Source organism: Psychrobacter urativorans, assembly GCF_904846695.1.
Classification (GTDB): domain Bacteria; phylum Pseudomonadota; class Gammaproteobacteria; order Pseudomonadales; family Moraxellaceae; genus Psychrobacter; species Psychrobacter urativorans.
Map to the genome: position 1 here is coordinate 63,363 of NZ_CAJHBR010000008.1, position 21,896 is coordinate 85,258.

The window sequence follows — 21,896 nt, forward strand, 5'->3', positions numbered from 1 at the left end:
GGTCATCTTATAGAAATTAACTAAAAAACAAATAGGGTGCTATTTTCATATCGATGATACTGTGAATATGCCCTGAAAGCGATCTTAAATATCAAGTAATTGCTGATTTAGAGCTTGTTTGATACTGTTATTAATGGTGGTAACTTTGTTAAAACGATAGTCATAATTTACAAAGTGCTGTTGGGCTATTGCTATGGTAGAACCATCATACATTCGTGTCACTTTAGTGGTTATATTGCCACCATCACCAGTCAATAACGATACGCCCATTTCAAATAATAGCTCTTCGCGTGCTCGTACTAAGCTTACAATATTCAATTGCAGGTCATCAACAATCAAGCCCTGATAATCGGCATCAATCTCTTTGATTCCTTTAGAGTATAAAAACCGCACTCGAGTTTCAGATATTAGGGCAGTTAGCGCCTCTAAAGTCAAATGTTGACCAATATCGACCTCCGTATTACGCACCCGCATGACTGTCTCAAAAACGAATATCTGTTCATCAAGATCTAACACTTCATCTATCATCGTTTTCTCCTATAGGGTAACTGTATAGTCATTCTCATAGCCCGATAAGTAAAGATATAGCTATAAATACGGTCAGCTATGAATCCTATCAGCCATAAGCGATCAATAATTACATTAAAAATAAATACTCCTAGTGAACTAATTAAGGGTTTTACGGCCGTAAGGCAGCACTACATTAATAGGTATTGCTACTTTGCATTCTATATGGTGAATATAATGAATATAACAGTTTACTTAACCATAGCAAAGGCATGGTTGCAATAGTTTTGATGATGAACGGTAGAATTAGCTACTTTTCCGCAAATAATCCATAAATTTTTGCAGTAATAGAATAACAAATAAACTCAACTTTAGTGGGGTAATATTTATTTTATTAGAGGAGTAACGATTACTATGGGTTAGAGTGAATAAACAGCTTAGGCTCAGCTAATAATGATTAAACTAGCAGTGGCAAAATAGTAACGCTTCTGCTAAAATAGCGCCTCCCACCTCGAGGCAAATAGTTGACGTTAATAACTATAGCTATTTGACGACCAGGTTCTAACTAAGACAAAGAGGCAAATCATCATGAAAGTGAAGATGAAAACCAAACGTGGCGCCGCCAAACGCTTCAAGAAAACAGCGAACGGTTTTAAGCGCAAGCAAGCATTTAAGAGCCATATTTTGACCAAGAAATCAGCTAAGCGTATTCGCCAGTTGCGTGGTCTTAAGATGGTGGACAAGTCTGACGAAGCAGCTGTTCGTCGTATGTGCCCATACATCTAATTGACTTTGCAATCTGACAACAACGGCTATCTTAATAGTAAGCATTGTTGTTTCATTTGACTAATACCGCTAAAAATTCTTGGAGTAAATTATGGCCCGTGTAAAACGTGGTGTACAGGCGAATCGCCGTCACAAAAAAATCTTAAAACGCGCAAAAGGTTACTATGGTGCTCGTTCACGTGTTTATCGTGTAGCAGTACAAGCAGTAACTAAAGCTGGTCAATATGCATATCGTGACCGTCGCAACAAAAAGCGTACTTTCCGTCGCCTTTGGATTGCTCGTATCAATGCTGGTGCACGCTTAAACGGTTTGAGCTATAGCCGCTTTATCAATGGCATGAAAAAAGCTAACATCGCAATCGATCGTCGCGTACTTGCTGACATCGCTATGCATGATGCTGCTACTTTCACTGCTTTGGTCGAAAAAGCAAAAGCGGAACTGGCCTAAATATTAATGGTCCTATCGGTATCTAGATTAGATATTTGTATAGGCAACGTTGATATTGATTAATAGTACGATATTAATGAAAGCTACCGCTAGTCGGTAGCTTTTTTTATGCGTTTGCTGCTCAAGTAGGTTATATTGCTAAGCTATTAATGGTTAATATAAATAATAAGTTTGTTAATATAAATGCCAAGCAGCATAAAGTCTGCTGCGCCGATTAGTGACTATTTCGTCAACCCTTCAAAATTTTGTTCAACTCAGGAATAATGCGTCTTATGACTACCCCTGCTGCTACTACCGATTTGTCGGAATTACCGGTTCTATCTTCAGAGCTAAATGAGCTCAATGAAAGTCAACTGAATGAGCTTGCCAGTGCTGCCGAAATCTTTATTGCCAAAGCTACTAGTGTACCCGTGCTGCAAGAATTACGAGTTCAGCTTACTGGTAAAAAGAGCCAGCTAACCGGCTGGTCAAAGCAAATGGGTAAGCTAAGTAGTGATGACAAAAAGACTTATGGCGGATGGCTGCATCTAGTACGTAGTCGTATCCAAGAAGCATTAACTGTGCAACAGCAACAGCTAGAAATCGCCGCTCTAAATGCCAAGCTTGCTAGTGAAAGTATTGATATTACTTTACCTGCGCGTGGCAGTGAAAGAGGTCACTTGCATCCGGTGACTATGATTACCCAGCGCATGCAGCAGTTCTTTATTCAAGCGGGTTTTAATGTTGCGACAGGGCCAGAAGTTGAGAGTGACTATTACAACTTTGAGGCGCTAAATATTCCTTCGCATCATCCTGCACGTGCTATGCACGATACTTTCTATTTTGATGCGCACTATTTATTGCGTACTCATACTAGTCCAGTACAGATCCGTACTATGGAGAAGAGCGCACCGCCTATCCGTATTATCTGCCCCGGACGCGTCTACCGTAACGATTCAGACCAAACTCATTCGCCAATGTTCCATCAGTTAGAAGGGTTGATGGTCACTGAGTCCAGCTCTTTTGCAGAGTTAAAAGGCTTGATTAGTGAATTTTTACAGGCGTTTTTTGCCAAAGATCTAACGGTACGTTTTCGTCCTTCTTTTTTCCCTTTCACTGAGCCATCCGCTGAGGTCGACATCTTAGACGATAATGGCAAGTGGCTTGAAGTTATGGGCTGCGGTATGGTGCATCCACAAGTACTGACCAACTGTGGCATTGATGCTGAAAAGTACACTGGCTTTGCTTTTGGAATGGGTATTGAGCGTTTTGCGATGCTGTACTATGGCATTGATGATTTACGCTTGTTCTTCCAAAATGACGTACGCTTCTTAAAGCAATTCGGCTAAACAGTGGCTATGTAGAATAGGCTAACGACCCTAGCACTATGCGTTAGGGATAGACAAGCCGTATCAATACGCCGTTTTTTTATTTTGAAATTTTGATCTGAGATATCTATGAAAATTAGCGAACAGTGGTTACGTCAATGGGTAAACCCTACTAATACTAGCGAGCAATTGGCCGAACAACTCACTATGGCAGGACTGGAGATCGATGATCGTTATGCGGTCGCACGTCCATTTAATGGCGTAGTGGTTGGCGAAGTCATCAGTGTTGAGCCGCATCCTGATGCCGATAAGCTAAGAGTAACGCAAGTTAGTATTGGTGCTAAAGAAACGGTACAAATCGTTTGCGGTGCTCCTAATGTCCGTGTCGGTATGAAAGTCCCTGTGGCAACAGTCGGTGCTGTGCTTCCTGGCGATGGCGGTAAAGATAAACCAGGCTTTCATATCAAAGCCAGCGAACTACGTGGTGTAGCTTCTAACGGTATGCTATGCGGCGCCTCTGAGATTGACTTGACCGACGATATCGACGGTTTACTGGAACTTGCAGAAGATGCGCCTATCGGTACAGATATCCGCGATTATCTAGGGTTAGATCATCAGATATTCGACATCTCTATTACCCCCAATCGCGGTGACTGCTTTAGTGTGCGTGGTATAGCTCGTGAAATCGGTGTTATCAATGGCTTGGCAGTGCAGACCCCAGTGGTCAATCCGCCAGTGCTAGCTAGTGATAGCCAAACTACCCTTGAAGTGACAATTACTGCCCCTGCAGCTTGTCCTCGCTACTTAGTCCAGTCTATTAGTAGCATTGATCGTAGTGCTCAAACACCCAAATGGATGACTGATGCTTTAGTTCAGTCCGGTTTACGCTCGCACAATTTCTTAGTTGACGTCACTAACTATGTATTGATGGAGCTAGGTCAGCCTCTACATGCCTTTGATGCAGATACTATTGTTGGCAGTATAGTAGTACGTTTAGCTGAGCCTAAAGAGAGCCTTACTTTGCTCAATGAGCAAACTATAAGCTTAACTGGTGATGAGTTGGTTATTGCTGATGATAGTGGTATCTTAGCTCTGGCTGGTATCATGGGTGGCAAGCGCAGTAGTGTCACGGATGCTACTACTAATATCGTTCTTGAGAGTGCTTTTTTTAGTCCGCTAGCTATCGCAGCTCGTGCACGCCGCTTCGGTCTGCATACTGATGCTTCACAACGTTTTGAGCGTGGAGTAGACTTTGAGTTGCCGGCATTAGCATTAGCGCGTGCTGTTGATTTGATCACTACTATTACTAATGGCAAGGCGGGACCTATCATTACTGTTGAGCAGCAAGATCAGCTACCTGCTCGTACGGCTATCGTTTTACCCATTGCTAAAGTAAAAGACGTCCTTGGTATCGAAATTGCAGTAGATACTATGGTGCGTATTTTAACCCAGCTAGGGCTGGTAGTAGAGCAACAGCCTGATATGCTTATCTGTACACCACCATCGTATCGCTTTGACATGGTCATTAGAGAAGATCTGATCGAAGAAATAGCACGCATCTATGGCTATGATAATATTCCTAGCGTTTTGCCGCATCTACAAGTCAGTATGAACTATGATGACACTGCGGACTTGACTCACGAAATGAAACTGGCTTTGGTTGATATCGGCTATATGGAAGCCATTAGCTTTAGCTTTAGTGATGCTAAGCTAGAAGCCTTAATTAATGATGAAGCACTAGGTGAGGTACTAGCATTAGCTAACCCTATATCTAACGATCTAGCGGTTATGCGTCGTACGCTATTATCAAGTTTATTGCCTTGTGTCCAATACAACCTCAATCGTCAACAAGCGCGTATCCGTTTCTTTGAGACCGGCTTAAGCTTCGTTGGTCAAAACGTGAGCGCCTTAGTACAGACCCCTAGTATTGCCTTAGTCGCTGTCGGTAATCTATGGGATGAACAAGCTTATCAAAATCGTGCGCTAGACTTCTATGATCTTAAACACGATGTCGAGCAACTATTACCTGCGCAGCTTGCGTCAGGACGTATCCGTTATGAGCGTAGTGATTTGGACTTTCTGCATCCAGGACAAAGCGCTAAACTGTATATAGATGAGCATTATATCGGTTGGCTTGGACAGCTACATCCTAACACTGCAAAACAGCTTGATCTACCAGCTACTTGGGTTGCGCAGTTGGCTTTAGCACCATTACTGACACTGGCACGCGAACAACAACTGATCGCCACTCCAAGTAAATTTCCGCAAGTGCGCCGCGATATTGCTATCCTTGTTGACAGCGATATCAGTGTACAAACGCTACAAGCAACTATCCGTAATGCCGCTGGGCCATTATTGACCGATTTATGGTTGTTTGATGTCTATCAAGGCGACAAAGTGCCAGCGGGCCAGCGCTCTCTAGCTTTTGCTTTGACTTGGCAGGATCATAGCCAAACCTTAGCTGATGAAGTAGTTAAAACCGCTACGGATAAAGTAGTTAATGCTCTAACAGAGCAGCATAAAGCCCAATTACGTGATAGCTAATAGTAAATAATAGCGTTACTTTTTAATTTCTCAAACCCTATGACTTACAGGGTTTGGGAGATTGAATTAGTCGTCAACAGTGTTAACTAGTTATTAATAAAAGGTTTTATTGCAGACTCTATTAAAAGTTCGGTAGAAATCATTTATAATAGCTAATATTATTTGTCATAGTTATCCATAACATTAGACACTAGCCACGATATAGCAAAGGAGCACCATAGTGAGCACTTTAACTAAGTCTGATATGATCGAGCATCTAATGACTCGCCTCGATTTAACTCGTCAAGAAGGACGTTGTTTAGTAGAGAATTTCTTTGATGAGCTGTCAGAGAGTTTGATCGAAGGGAAAGAAGTAAAACTTTCAGGCTTTGGTAATTTTGAGCTTAAAGACAAAAATAGTCGTCCAGGTCGCAATCCAAAGACTGGGGAAGCAGTAGCAGTCTCTGCTCGCCGAGTAGTTACTTTTAAGACCGGTCAAAAGTTCCGTCAAAAGGTTGATGAGCGCTTATTTGATGTGTAATAGTTAGAAATGTTAGCTATAACGATTAACTAGATTATAACTACTTAGCACAGTAAGCCAATTAGTAAAGCAAGCAAATATACTGTAGATAAAGCGGCAAACTAAGCGACATATTAATGTTTCTTAGTTTGCCGCTTTATTTTTGCCATTATTAATATTATTTAGCATTACTTAGTAGGTTTAATACTATTAAACATCAATAATGCAAATAGGGACCTATCCTGCTGGCAAAACTTTATGACACTATTGAAACCGTGCTATATAGGAACTTGCAGACAGGAACTTGCAGACAGGAACTTGCAGACAGGAACTTGTAGACAGGAACTTGTAGATAGAAGCTTGCAGTGGTAGACAAACCGCTCATTGAGTTTATTAGCTGACCATGGAATTATATATTGGTATTAACCTCAGATAGGCTATGCAATAATATACAAAGCTCGATAATCAATTACTCCCTGCTATAAGTAAGCAATATAACTAAGATTTCACTACTACTTATAAAGTTACAGGTGAATGGCTTAACTGCTTAGATCACAAAATTATTCGGTTAGCATCATTTTGCTAAAATACTAGTCTGAATATCTGCGTTGGATTAAAAAAATGGATAGTAATGATGTGTATCAAAAAAGCAATTCAGGTCGAGAAGAAATTAGAAATCAAACTTTGGGTGTGTTGCCAAGAGAGGCTAGAACACTACTAATCACTATCGATGGTAAAAAAACTTATCAAAATTATCTGGACTCGCTTAATGACAATGATATGTTTGCTGAGTTTGGTGGTATAACACCGCTATTCGAATTACTTGTGGATTTTCAATGCATTGAGCTTAGCCCGCAGAGTAAGGCTAACGCTGCACAACTGCCCAGAAATGTTGTTAACCAACCGCAATCTACTACGTTTACACAGCCAGACGGTCTCTCTACTACCAGATCTGAAGTAAATACAGCGCTTAATAATAGACAGACAAGTGTTGATCATTATCAGGCTAGTCGATCTTCCGTTATAGCTTTTGACGCAGTGGCAACTCAAGTGCATGATGAAGCTGAGCTTGCTGCTGAGTTCAATAATGTTGCAAACCATAAGCTTGCTGCTAAAGAGGGCTATGTTAACAGTAAAGCTCCTAAAGTCAGCTATGAAACCATAAAGTCAGACTTGGCAACTTATATAGAAAAAAATCTGCCCGCCCAAGAGGCTTGGGGTTATCTATTAAGTCTAGAGCGATGTGAAAACGATTCGCAGTTATTGGCTCTAGTGCAACGAATTCAGCAGGCTATTAATGGCAATAATATGGCGTGGGATATGGATAATTATATGCAAGCGCTGAGAAAATAAGGGTTACAGTCTCTGTTACCGGACGTACTATAGTGCAAGTTAGTATTCTTATATTGGTTCTTATTTCAGTTTTTACTTGACCGGAGTCCGTTATGGCAATAGCTGAACCTTTAAAAAGTAGTCATGCAAAAATGATGAATGGCGAGCATATCATGGTGCGCCTAACTTATATTAGTCGTTATAACAGCTATAATTTAAAGGGCGAAGTATCTAGTATCCTTGCGCAAGCGCAACAGAATAATAGTCAAAATGGCATTACTGGCGCTTTAATATTTAATCATAATTACTTTTTGCAAAGTATTGAAGGCTCCAGACCTGTTATTAATGATCTGTTAAGAAAATTGGTCAAAGATGAGCGGCATTTTTCGTTACAGGTTATTGAATGTAGCGAGATTGAACAACGTCGCTGGGATAAATGGTCGATGAAATATCTGATTCCTAGCGTAGATAATAAAGAGCATTCGCTTAAGTTTTCAGCAGGTACTGAGTTCAATCCTTATTTAATGAGTACTAAGCAAATTATGCTGTTTATTGATGCTCTGTCGAAACAACAACAGCGACAAGAACAACAACACAAACAAGCAATAGAAAAGAAGAAATCTTGGTTTGGTAGGAGATAGTTGGCTTTTAGTAGGGTAGTTACCACCGTTAGCCCCTCTACATTGAATATTTTTTATATAAGAGATAACCGATGATCGAGAATAATACTGACGCCCATATTTTAGTTAGCATGACTTATGCCAGTCGTGCTAACTCTGATGTATCGGCTAATGATTTTAATGAGATTTTGCAACAAGCCCAACGTAACAATGCCGCCAATGGTATCACTGGTATGCTTATTTTTAATAAGGATTATTTTCTACAAACCATTGAAGGACCAAGAGCGCAGATCAATCGATTGCTGTATAGTTTGATTGCTGATCAGCGCCATCATGATCTGCAATTGATTGAGACTCGTGAATTAAAGCATAGATTATGGGCTAAATGGTCAATGAATTATGCTTCTCCAACTGAAGAAAACGCCGCCATTTATCTTAAATATTCTACTACTGTCAGCTTTAATCCCTACTTGCTAAATGCTGAATCGGCCAACGATTTGATGCGTGAACTTAGTGAGGTTTGATCGGAGCAGCTGCTAGCTTGATACTAAGAGTCTAGTGATCAATCAGGCATTATAAAGAGATATTGATGAGGGTTTTTAATAGTGCTAGATATTCCCTATAAGGCTTTATATAGCTGTAGATATGTGGACAACAATTATAGAAATACAGTCAGAACTCAAAATACTTGCGAGTAAGGATGAAATTACTAAATTTTTGCCATAAAAAAAGAGAGCTTAAGCTCTCTTTTTTTTGTACAAAATAACTATTATTTATATAATAATAATTATTTAGTAGCTGGCTCAACAACAACAACTTCGTCAGCAGCGATAACAGCTGGATCAGTTGCTACATCAGTAGTAGCAGTAGCAGTACCGTCTACTGGAACTTCAGCATCAACTTCGCTAGTTGCAGTTGCTTCAGCAGCATTGTCAACAGCTACAGCAGCGTCAGCTACAGCAGCATCAGCTACAGGAGTAGCTTCGTCAGCTTTGTTTAGCTCTTCAGTTGCATCAACAACGTCAGCTTTTGCATCAGCAATGTCTTCAGCAGCGTTTTCTTTGTTGCTATCACAAGCAGTTAAGCCCATAGTAGCGGCCATGATACCAGCTAGAGCAAGTAATTTAAGTTTCATACGATATTCTCCGGAAAATGAAATGAGCAATAGACATAACTAAAGGTTGAACTTCCAGTTTATTTTTGGAGATCAACTACTCTTGGTTACAGCTACTCAGCTTGCACGCATTCTATATCTTTTTTAAGTAAATGAAAAGAGTTTATACCATTAATTAACAATAAATATGTAAATAATATTTACAAGCTCGACTTTTATATAAGTTTAATACAAGTTAATAGCGTAATGGACGTATAATTTGCTAAATTGAAGCCAGTAAAAATAGTTAGTAGCTTAGACAAAGGTTATCGGCTCTTTGGCTATACATTAAATTAAATAGAGTTGCTATCAGTAGATTTTGATACTTTACCCACAAGAGTATGTATTGGCTTAAAGGGTTAAGTGTCGACAGCGCCTGATATATATTGTTGTGAATTGGAGAATATTATGAAATGGCAAGGTAGAAGGGGTAGCTCTAACGTCCGTACTAGTAGTGGCGGCGGCGGTAAGATAATGGGTGGCGGTATTGGCGGTATTATTATCGCTGGTATTTTATGGTTAGTGTTTGGAGTCAACCCAATGACTGCATTGCAAACTGGTCAAGTAGTAGCTGGTGGTGGCAGTAATAACTCAACTCAACCAGCTACTAGAGATGATCGAGATACCCAGTTTGTAAAAGTTGTGCTGGCGGATACTGAAGAGGTGTGGGGTCAAGTATTTAAAGAAGGTGGGCAGACTTATAAGGATCCCTCACTAGTGCTATTCAAAGGGCAGATCAATTCAGCTTGTGGTAGTGCTACTTCAGCGACGGGACCTTTTTATTGTCCTGGTGATCAGACAGTGTATCTAGATACTTCATTTTTTGTAGAAATGCGTCAAAACTTTGGTATTAGTGGTGATCAACAACAGTCAGGCGATGAAGAAAACCGTGATAAAGCTGGTGACTTTGCGCAGGCTTATGTCATTTCGCACGAAGTAGGTCATCATGTGCAGACCTTGCTGGGTATCTCCCAACAAGTCAGCGAAGCTAGTCGCCAAGTTACTCGTGCCCAAGCGAATAAACTTTCGGTATTACAAGAGCTACAAGCAGATTGCTTCGCTGGGGTATGGGCCAACCGTAATCAACAGCGTGTACAGTTCTTAGAAGCAGGCGATGTTGAGGAAGCTATCAATGCTGCCGGACAAATTGGTGATGATAGATTAGCGCGCGCTAGTGGCGGAGCAGTGGTTCCCGATAACTTCACTCATGGTACGAGTCAGCAACGTGTGCAATGGTTTACTCGTGGTTTGGAAAGCGGCAATATCCAAAGCTGTGATACTTTTAGCGGTGGATTATAGTCTCTAAGTATCGCCGTATTATCAGTAAATAGCTTAGGACTAAAGGTATAATTTTTTAGATTAAAGGACAGTTATTTAAGCCAAAAAAAGCCCACAACTTAGATTGTGGGCTTTTAACATCAATCTGACCAAAAACTATTTATTAGTTTTTAGTTTTGTCATAGATATAACCACCTGCACCACCGACAGCAGCACCCGCTAGAGCACCACGAGCGATATCTTTACTATCGCCTTTACTTTTAATAAGTGCGCCTGCAACTGCACCAGCAGTAGCTGCTTTAGTAGTGTTACTTACGCCACTGTTATAACCACCAGTAGAGTTACAACCAGTCATAATTAAAGCGGTACTAGTAATAGCGGTCATCGCGATAGTTTTAGCAAATTTCATATCATCACCTATTAAATGAAGCAAAATGATAATAAGTACTTTTAATAATTAATCAAAATAGCCATTTGGGCGCTATTTTTAGATAATTACTAGCTAGGATAACTAGCAAAGCACTTATTAACAATTTTTGATTGAGTGTATTAGTATCAATATTGATAATACCTTGTTACTAGTGTTGGAGTCGTAGTAGAAACGCTAAGCTTTGCACATGCAATGTAAGTGATGTTGCGCTTATATGTCGTGAGTAGGGCTTTGACTTAGTTTTCTTGTATTCATCATGATAATACGCTAACTAACTAGCACTGAAGTGTAAGCCAAAAAAAAGACCGCTATAAGCGATCTCCTTTTTATGACTGCAAGATAATAGCAACCCTATTAACTTTAGGTTGAATATTAATAACTCTAGCTAACAACTTCTAGTTTTGAGATTTACGTTTCATCTGGTCAAAGAACTCATCATTGGTTTTAGCTTCTTTGAGACGGTCCAATAAGAATTCAGTAGCTTGTACCCCATCCATCGGCTGTAACAATTTGCGTAGAATCCAAACTTTACGCAGCTTATCTTCATCGAGCAAGCGTTCTTCACGACGAGTACCAGACTTTTTGATATTAATAGCTGGGAAAACGCGTTTTTCTGCCAAATCACGTTCTAGAGTGATTTCTTGGTTACCAGTACCTTTGAATTCTTCAAAGATTACGCTGTCCATTTTACTACCAGTATCAATCAAAGCGGTGGCGATAATAGTCAAGCTACCCCCTTCTTCGATGTTACGAGCAGCACCGAAGAAGCGTTTTGGCCGTTCTAAAGCATTTGAATCAAGACCACCAGTCAGTACTTTACCCGATGACGGAATAACGGTGTTATAAGCACGGGCAAGACGAGTGATGGAGTCAAGTAAGATAACCACATCTTGCTTATGCTCTACTAAGCGCTTGGCTTTTTCGATAACCATATCAGCGACTTGTACATGGCGCTGTGGGGGTTCATCAAAAGTTGAGGCGACCACTTCACCACGTACAGTACGTACCATCTCTGTCACTTCTTCTGGGCGCTCATCAATCAGTAATACAATCAAATAGCATTCAGGATTGTTACGAGTGATCGCTTGAGCGATGGTTTGCAGCAGTACCGTTTTACCAGCCTTAGGTGGTGCTACGATAATTGAGCGCTGACCTTTACCAATAGGAGCAATCAGGTCAATAATACGACCCGTCAAGTCTTCGGTAGTACCATTACCTGATTCAAGCTTAAGCTGCTCAGTTGGGAACAGAGGGGTCAAGTTCTCAAAAATAAGCTTATGGCGTGAGCGATCAGGAGTATCAAAGTTGATTTCTCCCACCTTTAATAAGGCAAAATAACGCTCAGAGTCTTTTGGCGGACGGATAGTACCGGCAATACTGTCACCAGTCTTGAGACTGAAACGTCGAATCTGACTAGGACTGACATAAATGTCATCAGGACCTGCCAAATATGAGCCTTCAGAAGAACGCAAAAAGCCAAAACCATCTGGTAGTACTTCTAGTACCCCGTCGCCATAGATGGCTTCGCCGTTACGGGCATGGGTTTTTAGAATAGCAAAGATAATGTCTTGCTTACGGCTACGAGCCATATTATCAAGGCCCATTTCTTTGGCGATGGTCAATAGCTCAGCGATTGATTTTTTCTTTAATTCAGTTAAATTCATAGAGTAGTCATTAGCAATTTGTCGGGTGGGAACTGCGATTAGCAGCACAACCCACGACATTGATTTAGAACAACGTTAGTATAGTAATAGGATGTGTGCGCAAAGTTGATCTTTATACAGATCCAATTCCTATACATCAAATTATCACCTGCTGTACATTGACAGTACTGAGTGAAAATAAGAACGATAGAAAAGGCTACATAAAGGGATACGATAAGCATTTACTGCTAATAATCGTATTTAGTCATTTTATTCAATTATTGTATTCAGTAGCGATAAATGTGTTTTATAGTGATAAACACAGGGAGAACAGCGACAAGACGCTTATGAAAATACTATATTTTTCTTGTCACAAGACTATACGGTTTTCACGATACGCTTGTCAATTATTTTTACTAAAAAAGTCGTATAATTAAATAGTTTGCGATGAACGTTAGCGAAAAGCCATTATCTGGAGAAGATAATGGCTTTTCAGAACTCTATTTAACCACCGATTAATCAGTGATAAATTGGGCAAAATTAGCTAGCAATGTTTTACAAGTGCTTGTCTAGTACTTTAGCCAATTCACTTTTAGGCTGTAGGCCCATTACTGAATCAACTTTTTCGCCGTTTTTGAAGACGAATAAGGTAGGAATGTTACGAATACCAAAACGACTCGCAGCTTGTGGGTTACTATCCACGTCCACTTTAACGATTTTAACTTTACCTTGGTATTCGGCAGCTAAGTCTTCTAAGATAGGAGCAATAGCTTTACAAGGTCCACACCAAGTGGCCCAAAAATCCACTAAAACTGGTACATCAGCTTGCAATACATCTTGGTCAAAGTTGTCATCAGTGGTATTAACGATAAGGTCAGACATTATTTTCTCTCTTGTTTTGTGGTCTCTTTAGTACATCGACTCTATATCACTATAGCAGCCAATCAAAATTGCTACCAGTTATGCTATAAATATTATTAGTAGCAATCATCAAATATTAGTCAATGGCTAAAGAAGTATTATGAATGAATAACAATATGTCATTATATTAACATGTTTATCAGCAGTTACTAGCGCATGGCTGGTTGAATTACTCAACAACTAATATTAGTACAATAAATCGAAACCCAACCCTAGTTACTGTCAATAACCCATTAACTCATCTGATACCTTATAGACTTTTAGTCATAAACCTGTAAAAAAATACTTTTCAACCCAGACAATCAGTAATCAATAACCAAAAAATAAGTGGTCATTTTATGCCTTACGATAGTAATACCATCACTGCTCTAAATATCCAAGAGACTCAATACCAAGCCAGTTTCTTTGAAGACTTTGCGCAACAAGTCACAGTGTATGAAGATGAAGATATTTGGGTAGTAGATAAGCCGGCAAGCTTACTCAGTGTCGATGGCAAGACCCTCAAAGTCAGTCTGCTATCACGACTAGAGCGTGTTAATCCACAAGTGAAACTAATACATCGCTTAGATATGGACACTTCAGGTCTCCTAATATTCGGCAAAAATGCTGCGGCGCAAACTCATATTAGTAAACAGTTTATTGAGCGCTTGCCGCAAAAGACTTATGAGGCACGAGTATTTGGTGCTTGGGAAACGGTAGGGGCAACTGGCAAAATATCAGTACCAGTACGTTATGAACCTGCGACTAAGCCGCGCCATATCGTTGATCCTGACTGGCATAAAAATGCTTTAACCCACTACCAAATACTCAGTCATGAAGAGTGCGCTGGTCAAACGGTAACGCGAGTAGCCTTAAAGCCGGTCACTGGCCGTAGTCATCAGCTGCGGGTACATATGGTGCACTGCGGTCATGTGATCATCGGTGATCCTATTTATGCTGAAGATAAAGCCTTAACCATTACCGCGCGGCTAAATTTACATGCGCACCAATTGCGCCTTAAGCATCCAGTATTAGGGGCTTGGATGGATTGGGAGAGTCCTTGCCCTTTTTAACTGATGTTTTTAATTATTGAAGTAAAACAAGCAAAAATGAATAAGACTAGCAACAGGTAGCAAGGCAGTGACAAATTAGCCTGGCAATCAAATTATCAAAGAATACTATTATTAAGGGATATTATTATGATGAATGTCAGTTCTGCCAAACAAGCCGCTAAAAATGTTATTAAACGTGGTTTAAAGTCTAGCAAAGCGCAAGCAGCTATAGAAGCTGATTATGAGGTGCTAATTATCGGCGCTGGCATTGCTGGTATCGGTATGGGCTGTTATATACAACAGCAAAATACGGCGAGTTTTTTTACTCCTAAATCTAAGATGAAGCAAAAGCGTAACTGCAACCATAAGCGCCAAGGACAGTCATCAACGCAGCGATTTGTCGTATTAGAAAAACGTCAAGACTTGGGCGGTACTTGGGACTTATTTAACTATCCTGGTATTCGCTCTGATTCTGATGCGCTAACCTTTGGCTACAGCTTTCGACCTTGGCTAGATCATCGGATGCTAGCAAGTGGTGGCGATATCAAGAGCTACATTACTGATACTGCACGTGAGTTTAAGGTCATCGACCATATTCGCTATCGTCACGAAGTTGAGCAACTGTCATGGTCAAGTACGGCGCAGCAGTGGACGGCAATGGTCAAAAACCATGCTAGTGGTGAAGTGTTTACGTTAACCGCCAATTTTGTAGTCGGCGCAACGGGCTATTACGATTACCAAGCTGGCTATCGGCCTCACTTCGATAAAGAAGAAGACTTCCAAGGTCAGATTGTGCATCCGCAGCACTGGCAAGACTTAAATTATGATGATAAAAAAGTAGTCATTATCGGTAGTGGGGCAACGGCAATGACTTTGTTACCAGCACTAGCTGCTGAAGACGGCGAACAGTGCGCCCGCCATGTGACTATGTTACAACGCTCACCAACTTATGTCGCTAGTGTACCAGGCGATGATTATGCGCTCGATTGGTTGTCTGCTAAGTACTCACCGTTATCTAAGCAGCAAGCTTATACTTTGCTACGAGCACGTAACGTGCTAAGGCAACAAGGCGTCTATCAAATCGCTATGCATGCCCCAAGTGTCATGAAGGCGTTACTAACACGCTGGGCGAAGCAAGAGCTTAAGGGTAGTGAGGTTAACATTGAGCACTTTTTGCCCGATTATAATCCATGGGAAGAGCGCTTGTGTGCAGTACCTGATAGTGATTTATTTTTAGTTTTAAAAGGGACACGTGCTGAGGTGGTGACTGATCAGATTAGCCATTTCACCGCATCAGGTATTGCCCTCAACTCAGGTAAGCATTTGGATGCCGATATTATCGTTACTGCAACTGGGCTAAAACTACAGATGTTAGGCGGCGCAAAGTTATATGTCGATGGTGTAGCGGTGGATATAGGCTCGCGCATGACTTATAAAGCAGTACTAGTTGAAGATATTCCTAATATGGCAGTCATATTTGGCTATACCAATGCCTCGTGGACACTAAAAGTTGATTTAGCCTGTCACTATTTAATTAGGTTATTGAGCTATATGCATAAGCATGGCTACCATACGGTAGTGCCAAAAGCCCAGATTGAAGGGGAAAAAGCGCAAGTGCAGGAAGATACTATTATGGGCGCATTATCAGCCGGCTATGTACGTCGAGCTAAAGATGAGCTACCTAAACAAGGCGATCGCTATCCATGGAAAGTCACTAGCAATTACTTAAGTGATCGCATTGTGCTAAAGCACCGTCAAATAAAAGATAAGTGGTTAAGCTTTAGCCGTTAGTGCCGCACTTATAGCTAATAACAAGCGCTGTACTTTGCAGGTTGGCGTAAGTTAGCAGCTTACTGAGACAGTTGTTTATGGGGCTACGGCGCAGGCGGTAGAGCTGAGAGTTATTTATAGCAGTAGATGGCGATAAATAACTCTGTTTTAATCTGCCACGGTTATCTGTAAGCTTTATAAAAGCTATAAAAGAACTAATCTGGTAGCAAAAACATTAACTCAATCTTAGTCGAAGAAAAGCTTAGGCATAGTTGTCAATAAAACCGACTACTTGCTTGCTAAGAATCTGCCATAAGGTTATCTGAGCGCTTTCGCTACCCCAAGCATTATGCGGGCTAAAAATGACTCGTGGATGCTCAGTAATAGTTAACAATGGATCGTCATCAAGCATCGGCTCATTTTCAAAAACATCACTGGCATAGCCCATGATTTGCTCATTATTAATAGCATCAGCAAGCGCTTGACTGTCAACAATACCGCCGCGTGCAACGTTGACTAGTAGCGGCTGTTTGCTCATTTTTGCCAAAGTAGTTTGGTTGATAAGATGGTGAGTACGCTCGTCTAGTGGGCAATGCAAACTAATCACATCCGAGCAAGCCAACACGTCATCAAAGGCAGTATAATCGCTATTACGCGGGCTACGTCCTTGATGCTCAGCCCACAATACCGTCATACCAAAAGCTTTGGCAATGTCAGTGACACGTTTGCCGATAGTGCCAACCCCAATAATGCCTAAGGTTTTGTCCTCTAAATCTATCAGGGGGATATCTAATAGACACCAATTACCATTAGCCTGCCAACTGCCATCGACGACTTTTTGATGATAATAAATACCAGCACGCAGCGCATTCAGCATCAGCATAAAGGTATGCTCAGGCACACTCTTGACCGCGTAACCTGCGACATTATTTAGCGTAATGTTATGAGCTGTACAAGCTTGATGGTCAACGTTATTCATACCGGTAGCAGTCAACTGGATCAGTTTGAGCTTAGGCAACTGGGCGATAACTTCGGCGTTAATCTTAACCTTATTAGTGAAAATAATATCAGCGTTTTTACAACGCTCGATAATCACCGCATCCTCTTGAGGAGTGTCATTATAAGTGACGTAGTCAGTAATGCCTTGTGGCGTTGGCAAGTCAATGCCCTCAGAAAATGTGCCTCTATCTAAAAATACTGCTTGCATGAAAACTCCTTAAAAGATAATTTTTGTTAATAAGTAATTTTGGTTAATAGCTGGTTTTTACTACTGATAATTTATGGTTCATAACGGATTGATCTAGCGGTCAACCTGACTTTTAATGACGCTAAATCAGGTTTATTATTGCAGATTTGGCTATCAATGTAGCACGACTAAGCAGCAACTAGAACCGCTGACTACTATAGCTACTATATTCCTAGCTGCTAGGCTCTTGAAAAGTTAGATTAATGCACTCATCTAACCGCTAACGTTATATAATAGCTCAGCTTTGATACTGACCAAATAACGAAATTATTACTCCTGCTTATCCTTTTCTTAACTGAGTACAAAAAGACCCTGCCCTATGACTATCTCTGCCGCCTCTTTACACAGCTCCGAATTTGCCGTTGGTCAACGTTATTTATCCGATACTGAGTCCGAATTGGGCTTAGGTGTCGTTATCGATTTAGATGACCGTTGTGTGCACATTTTATTCCCCCAAAGTGAAGAGATGCGCGTCTATGCCAAGATGTCCGCGCCTTTATCACGAGTGGTGTTCAAGGTTGGCGATAGTATCAGTGATCAGCAAGGTCACAACTATACAGTCACTGGCGTTGATGAAGTGATGGGGGTGCTGAAATACAGCGTTAATAACCCTGATGGAGGGGCGGTTAGTAAAGGCATAATGGAAACCCGCCTCGCTGCTAATATTACGCTAGCTAAACCGCTTGAACGCCTATTAGCGGGTCGTATTGAACGCAGTGATTGGTATGAGCTGCGCCAAGATATTCTGCGTATGCAGTCGGCGCTGGCTGGACATCCTCTAAAAGGGTTGATGGGTGCCCGTGTCGATATTATCGAGCATCAGCTCTATATCGCTCACGAAGTCGGTAAACGTATTGCGCCACGTGTATTGCTTGCCGATGAGGTAGGCCTGGGCAAGACTATTGAAGCTGGGCTGATCATTCATCAGCAGCTACTCACTGGCAAGGCTGAGCGGGTATTAATCTTAGTGCCTGATAGCTTGCAGTACCAGTGGATGATTGAGTTACGTCGTCGCTTCAATCTAAATTTTGCTTTATTTGATCTAGTACGTACTGCCGCGATTAGAGAGCATGACCCTGAGCAAAACGTCTTCGCTACTGAGCAATGTATCATTGCTGGGATGGATTTATTACTCGATCATCCTGATTTATATGACCAAGCGATGGAAGCTGGCTTCGATCTATTAGTAGTCGATGAAGCGCATCATTTGCATTGGAATGAAGCGGAAGGTGGCAACGAAAAGTATGACTTAGTAGCCGATTTCGCTGAAGAAACTGCTGGGGTACTACTGCTAACTGCGACTCCTGAACAGCTTGGGGTGCAAAGTCATTTTGCTCGTCTGCGTTTGCTCGATGCTGATCGCTTTGATGATCTAGATGAGTTCATCGATGGTCAAGAAGCCTTTGCTCAAACGGCGGCTGTTGCGGCAACTTTAATAGAAGACAAGCCACTGACTGCCAGTCAAATTGCCGCTTTAACTAATTTGCTTAGCGTGACTGAAGATGAATTAAGCACCATCAATGAAGACGATAAGCTTCGCACTTATGCGCTAAATGAGCTGCTTGATCGTCATGGTACTGGTCGAGTATTGTTCCGTAATACTCGTGAGAGCGTTAAAGGCTTTTATGGTCGTAGCAGTACGGCGCATCCTTTACCCTTGCCGGACACTTGGGTCAATAGCTATCAGACTACAGGCAAGTTACGTGAGCAGCTATGGGGCGAAGAGAACCAACCTGATGGTGGCTGGTTAGAAGACGAACCTCGTGTACCTTGGCTAATCAATATTTTAAAGGGCGAACTAAAACACCAAAAGGTACTGCTTATTGCTCGTAGTGGTGCAACAGTTGAAAGCCTTGAGGCTGTGTTGCGCTTACATGCTGGTATTAAAACCGCTATCTTTACTGAGCAGATGACTCTGCTTGAGCGGGATCAGGCTTCTGCGTACTTTGCTGATAGTGAAGGGGCGCAGATATTACTGTGCTCGGAGATTGGATCTGAAGGGCGTAACTTTCAGTTTGCTAGTCAGCTTATTTTATGGGATTTACCAGCTAATCCAGATATCTTAGAGCAGCGTATAGGTCGCTTAGATCGTATCGGCCAGACCCAAAAAATAACTTTGCATGTGCCTTATATCCAAGGCACCGCGCAAGAGCGTCTATACCATTGGTATGATAGTGCTCTGAATATCTTTAATCAAATATCACCGACTGCGCAAAGCGTGCAAGAGCTATATATTCAAACCTTGAAACCTTTGTTAGAAGGGGCTGATAACGCTGATAATCGCCTTATTCTACAAGATTTGATTGCCGATGCTAAGCAAACACGTCTAGGATTAGAGTCACAATTGCAGTCTGGTCGTGACCGCCTATTAGAGTATAACTCTTGTCGCCCAAGAGTGGCTGGACGTATCGCTGATGCTATGCGCGACTTCGATAGTAATAACCTATTGCCAAAATTCGTTGAACGTTTCTTAGCCTCAGCTAACATTGATTATAGCGTTCAACGTGATGGCTCGTGGGTAATTTCGCCGGTCGATAGTACTGAGATTAGCGAATATATTGAAGGGCTACCGCTCGGTGAAGAAGATGGTATGACTCTGACCTTTGAGCGTGAGCTGGCGCTGGCACGTGAAGAGATCGAGTTTATTACTCATGAACATCCGCTAATGCGTGCTATTTATGAGCTGGCTAATACTAGCACCTTTGGTAATACGACGGTTGGGATGCTCAAGAGTGCCGCTATGCCACAAGGGATGGTGATGTTAGAGGTCAACTTCCGTGTCGAAGCTATTGCACCAAAAATATTGAATTTGCCAGCTACTCTGTCTGCACAAAGTATTCGAGTGTTTATCAGTGAGCAAGGTAGCGATCTGTCAGCGCGTATCAGTAGCGATATGATTATGCCGCATATTGAGCGCTTGGACAAAAACCGCGCGCGACAAGTTATCAAAGCACGTGGTGATGTGATCGAACAGCGTTATTATGAGGCGGAAGCTATTGCTAAAGCCCAACTGGCTGAGATCGGTACGCAAGCAAGTATGCGCTTTAGCCAGCAGTGGTCACGTGAGGTCAAGCGTCTCAAGCATCTACAGACGATCAATCCAAACGTGCGACCTGCGGAAATTGAGCGTTTAGAGCAGCTACAGTTACAAGGCGAGCAAGCATTAGCGACGTTATCTTTAGTGCCGGATTCAATCCGAGTACTAGTATCGGTAAAACCTTAGACTGTACAATACTAGACTGTAATTTGAGTGTTTATAACCAAGAAGAGATACTGTGATAGTATCTCTTCTTGGCGATAAAAAGCTGAGTTTTACTGCAAGCGAATGCTATTAGTCACTATTTTTACTGTTTATTAGTACTTATTAATACTCAAGCTAAATGAAGATTATGCTAAGTTACTGTAAACCCTATTGCTATGTTATCGAGCAATAATGGTCATCCAACATAAGGAAACTCAATGTCTAATAATACGCAACTGATCGCTGAGCTGCTAGCTACAGTCGCCCTCATTGAAGTCAGCCCTGATGTATTTGAAGGTAAAAGCCACGACTATGTTGGTGCTCGTATCTTCGGTGGACAAGTACTAGCTCAAGCGATAATGGCCGCTGCTCATACGCTTGATGAGGACAAACCTTGTCATTCGCTGCACGGTTATTTTTTGCGTGGGGGCGATATTGATCAGCCAGTAATTTATCAAGTACGACGTTTGCGTGATGGCCGTAGTCTATCAGCACGTCAAGTCACTGCTATTCAATACAAACAAGCTCGTGGCAAAGCGCCGGTTGAGCAAGTCATCTTTTCAATGATTGCTTCTTTTTCTTCGATGGAGGAAGGCCTAGAGTATCAAGAAAATATGCCTGTTTATCCCCCACCAGAGGATTTGCGTGCTGAGCAAGAGCTCAAAGAGGATTATGTCGGTAAAGTACCTGATGCGCTCAAGTCACGTTTTATGCGTCGTCGTCATATAGAGATAAAGCCAGTCAAACCACGTGATCCTATCCATCCTGAACCGATGAAACCTAAACAAGCCAATTGGTTACGCATCCAAGATTTGGGGGCGCAACCAGTTGCTATTCAGCAAGCGTTATTGGCGTTCTCATCAGACTTCTATTTGGTTGGTACAGGTTTGATGTCGCATGGTGTTAGCTTCATGACTAGCGGCTTACAAGCGGCGAGTATCGATCATTCGATGCATTTTCATCGTAATTTCGACCTTAATAATTGGCTGCTGTATGACATGTGGAGCGATACTACTTCTAATGCTATGGGACTAAATCATGGTCAGTTTTGGCAAGATGGCAAGCTAGTAGCCACAGTACAACAAGAAGGGCTGATGCGTTTACGGGTGCCGAAGTCTTAATTGGCTATAGACTTGCAAG

Annotated in this window: 19 protein-coding genes; 13 read left to right on the forward strand and 6 right to left on the reverse strand. The window is 41.6% G+C overall.

Features of this window, described 5'->3' with window-relative positions; genetic code table 11:
- Positions 1–84: 84 nt before the first annotated feature.
- Positions 85–528 carry an acyl-CoA thioesterase family protein gene (locus tag JMY09_RS07255; RefSeq protein ID WP_201622930.1) on the reverse strand — a complete coding sequence of 148 codons (444 nt, stop codon included), beginning with the start codon at positions 526–528 and terminating at the stop codon, positions 85–87.
- Positions 529–1,095: 567 nt separating this feature from the next.
- Between JMY09_RS07255 and rpmI the strand changes: the two genes are divergently transcribed.
- From rpmI to JMY09_RS07295, 8 genes are all read left to right on the forward strand, one after another.
- Positions 1,096–1,293 (forward strand): 50S ribosomal protein L35, encoded by a 198-nt coding sequence (rpmI, locus tag JMY09_RS07260; protein WP_201622931.1) that lies wholly within the window; start codon positions 1,096–1,098, stop codon positions 1,291–1,293.
- Positions 1,294–1,384: 91 nt separating this feature from the next.
- Positions 1,385–1,741, forward strand: a complete 357-nt coding sequence (gene rplT, locus JMY09_RS07265; RefSeq protein WP_011281252.1) for a 50S ribosomal protein L20 — start codon at positions 1,385–1,387, stop codon at positions 1,739–1,741.
- Positions 1,742–2,013: 272 nt separating this feature from the next.
- Positions 2,014–3,069 carry a phenylalanine--tRNA ligase subunit alpha gene (gene pheS / locus JMY09_RS07270; RefSeq protein ID WP_201622932.1) on the forward strand — a complete coding sequence of 352 codons (1,056 nt, stop codon included), beginning with the start codon at positions 2,014–2,016 and terminating at the stop codon, positions 3,067–3,069.
- A 108-nt stretch (positions 3,070–3,177) separates the two neighbouring features.
- Entirely contained in the window at positions 3,178–5,592 is a 2,415-nt protein-coding gene (gene pheT, locus JMY09_RS07275; protein ID WP_201622933.1) for a phenylalanine--tRNA ligase subunit beta, read from the forward strand.
- Positions 5,593–5,812: 220 nt separating this feature from the next.
- On the forward strand, positions 5,813–6,112 hold the full coding sequence (locus tag JMY09_RS07280; protein ID WP_201622934.1) for an integration host factor subunit alpha: 300 nt from the start codon (positions 5,813–5,815) through the stop codon (positions 6,110–6,112).
- Positions 6,113–6,712: 600 nt separating this feature from the next.
- Positions 6,713–7,444: a hypothetical protein gene (locus tag JMY09_RS07285; RefSeq protein WP_201622935.1), complete on the forward strand. Its 732-nt coding sequence runs from the start codon at positions 6,713–6,715 to the stop codon at positions 7,442–7,444.
- Positions 7,445–7,536: 92 nt separating this feature from the next.
- Positions 7,537–8,064: a BLUF domain-containing protein gene (locus JMY09_RS07290; protein ID WP_201622936.1), complete on the forward strand. Its 528-nt coding sequence runs from the start codon at positions 7,537–7,539 to the stop codon at positions 8,062–8,064.
- Positions 8,065–8,135: 71 nt separating this feature from the next.
- The gene (locus tag JMY09_RS07295) at positions 8,136–8,567 is read left to right on the forward strand and encodes a BLUF domain-containing protein (RefSeq protein WP_201622937.1); all 432 of its coding nucleotides are present in this window, start codon (positions 8,136–8,138) and stop codon (positions 8,565–8,567) included.
- Between the two features lie 263 nt (positions 8,568–8,830).
- Here the strand turns inward: JMY09_RS07295 and JMY09_RS07300 are convergent, their stop codons facing one another.
- The gene (locus tag JMY09_RS07300) at positions 8,831–9,178 is read right to left on the reverse strand and encodes a hypothetical protein (protein WP_201622938.1); all 348 of its coding nucleotides are present in this window, start codon (positions 9,176–9,178) and stop codon (positions 8,831–8,833) included.
- A 426-nt stretch (positions 9,179–9,604) separates the two neighbouring features.
- On the opposite strand from JMY09_RS07300, the gene ypfJ reads away from it, so the two are divergent.
- Positions 9,605–10,495: a KPN_02809 family neutral zinc metallopeptidase gene (gene ypfJ, locus JMY09_RS07305; protein WP_201622939.1), complete on the forward strand. Its 891-nt coding sequence runs from the start codon at positions 9,605–9,607 to the stop codon at positions 10,493–10,495.
- A 142-nt stretch (positions 10,496–10,637) separates the two neighbouring features.
- Here the strand turns inward: ypfJ and JMY09_RS07310 are convergent, their stop codons facing one another.
- From JMY09_RS07310 to trxA, 3 genes are all read right to left on the reverse strand, one after another.
- Positions 10,638–10,883, reverse strand: a complete 246-nt coding sequence (locus tag JMY09_RS07310) for a glycine zipper 2TM domain-containing protein (RefSeq protein WP_201622940.1) — start codon at positions 10,881–10,883, stop codon at positions 10,638–10,640.
- Between the two features lie 416 nt (positions 10,884–11,299).
- Entirely contained in the window at positions 11,300–12,568 is a 1,269-nt protein-coding gene (gene rho / locus JMY09_RS07315) for a transcription termination factor Rho (RefSeq protein WP_201622941.1), read from the reverse strand.
- A 534-nt stretch (positions 12,569–13,102) separates the two neighbouring features.
- Positions 13,103–13,429, reverse strand: coding sequence for a thioredoxin (trxA, locus tag JMY09_RS07320; RefSeq protein WP_201622942.1), 327 nt, complete (start codon positions 13,427–13,429; stop codon positions 13,103–13,105).
- Positions 13,430–13,806: 377 nt separating this feature from the next.
- Here trxA and JMY09_RS07325 point away from each other — a divergent pair, with 377 nt between their 5' ends.
- Positions 13,807–14,520, forward strand: coding sequence for an RluA family pseudouridine synthase (locus JMY09_RS07325; RefSeq protein WP_201622943.1), 714 nt, complete (start codon positions 13,807–13,809; stop codon positions 14,518–14,520).
- Between the two features lie 207 nt (positions 14,521–14,727).
- On the forward strand, positions 14,728–16,290 hold the full coding sequence (locus JMY09_RS07330) for a flavin-containing monooxygenase (RefSeq protein WP_379606620.1): 1,563 nt from the start codon (positions 14,728–14,730) through the stop codon (positions 16,288–16,290).
- Between the two features lie 241 nt (positions 16,291–16,531).
- Here the strand turns inward: JMY09_RS07330 and JMY09_RS07335 are convergent, their stop codons facing one another.
- Positions 16,532–17,476, reverse strand: coding sequence for a D-2-hydroxyacid dehydrogenase (locus JMY09_RS07335; protein ID WP_201622945.1), 945 nt, complete (start codon positions 17,474–17,476; stop codon positions 16,532–16,534).
- Between the two features lie 358 nt (positions 17,477–17,834).
- Here JMY09_RS07335 and rapA point away from each other — a divergent pair, with 358 nt between their 5' ends.
- Together rapA and JMY09_RS07345 are read left to right on the forward strand one after the other, a co-directional pair.
- Positions 17,835–20,738 carry an RNA polymerase-associated protein RapA gene (gene rapA, locus JMY09_RS07340; protein WP_201622946.1) on the forward strand — a complete coding sequence of 968 codons (2,904 nt, stop codon included), beginning with the start codon at positions 17,835–17,837 and terminating at the stop codon, positions 20,736–20,738.
- 236 nt (positions 20,739–20,974) lie between these two features.
- Entirely contained in the window at positions 20,975–21,877 is a 903-nt protein-coding gene (locus JMY09_RS07345) for an acyl-CoA thioesterase (RefSeq protein ID WP_201622947.1), read from the forward strand.
- Positions 21,878–21,896 lie beyond the last annotated feature (19 nt).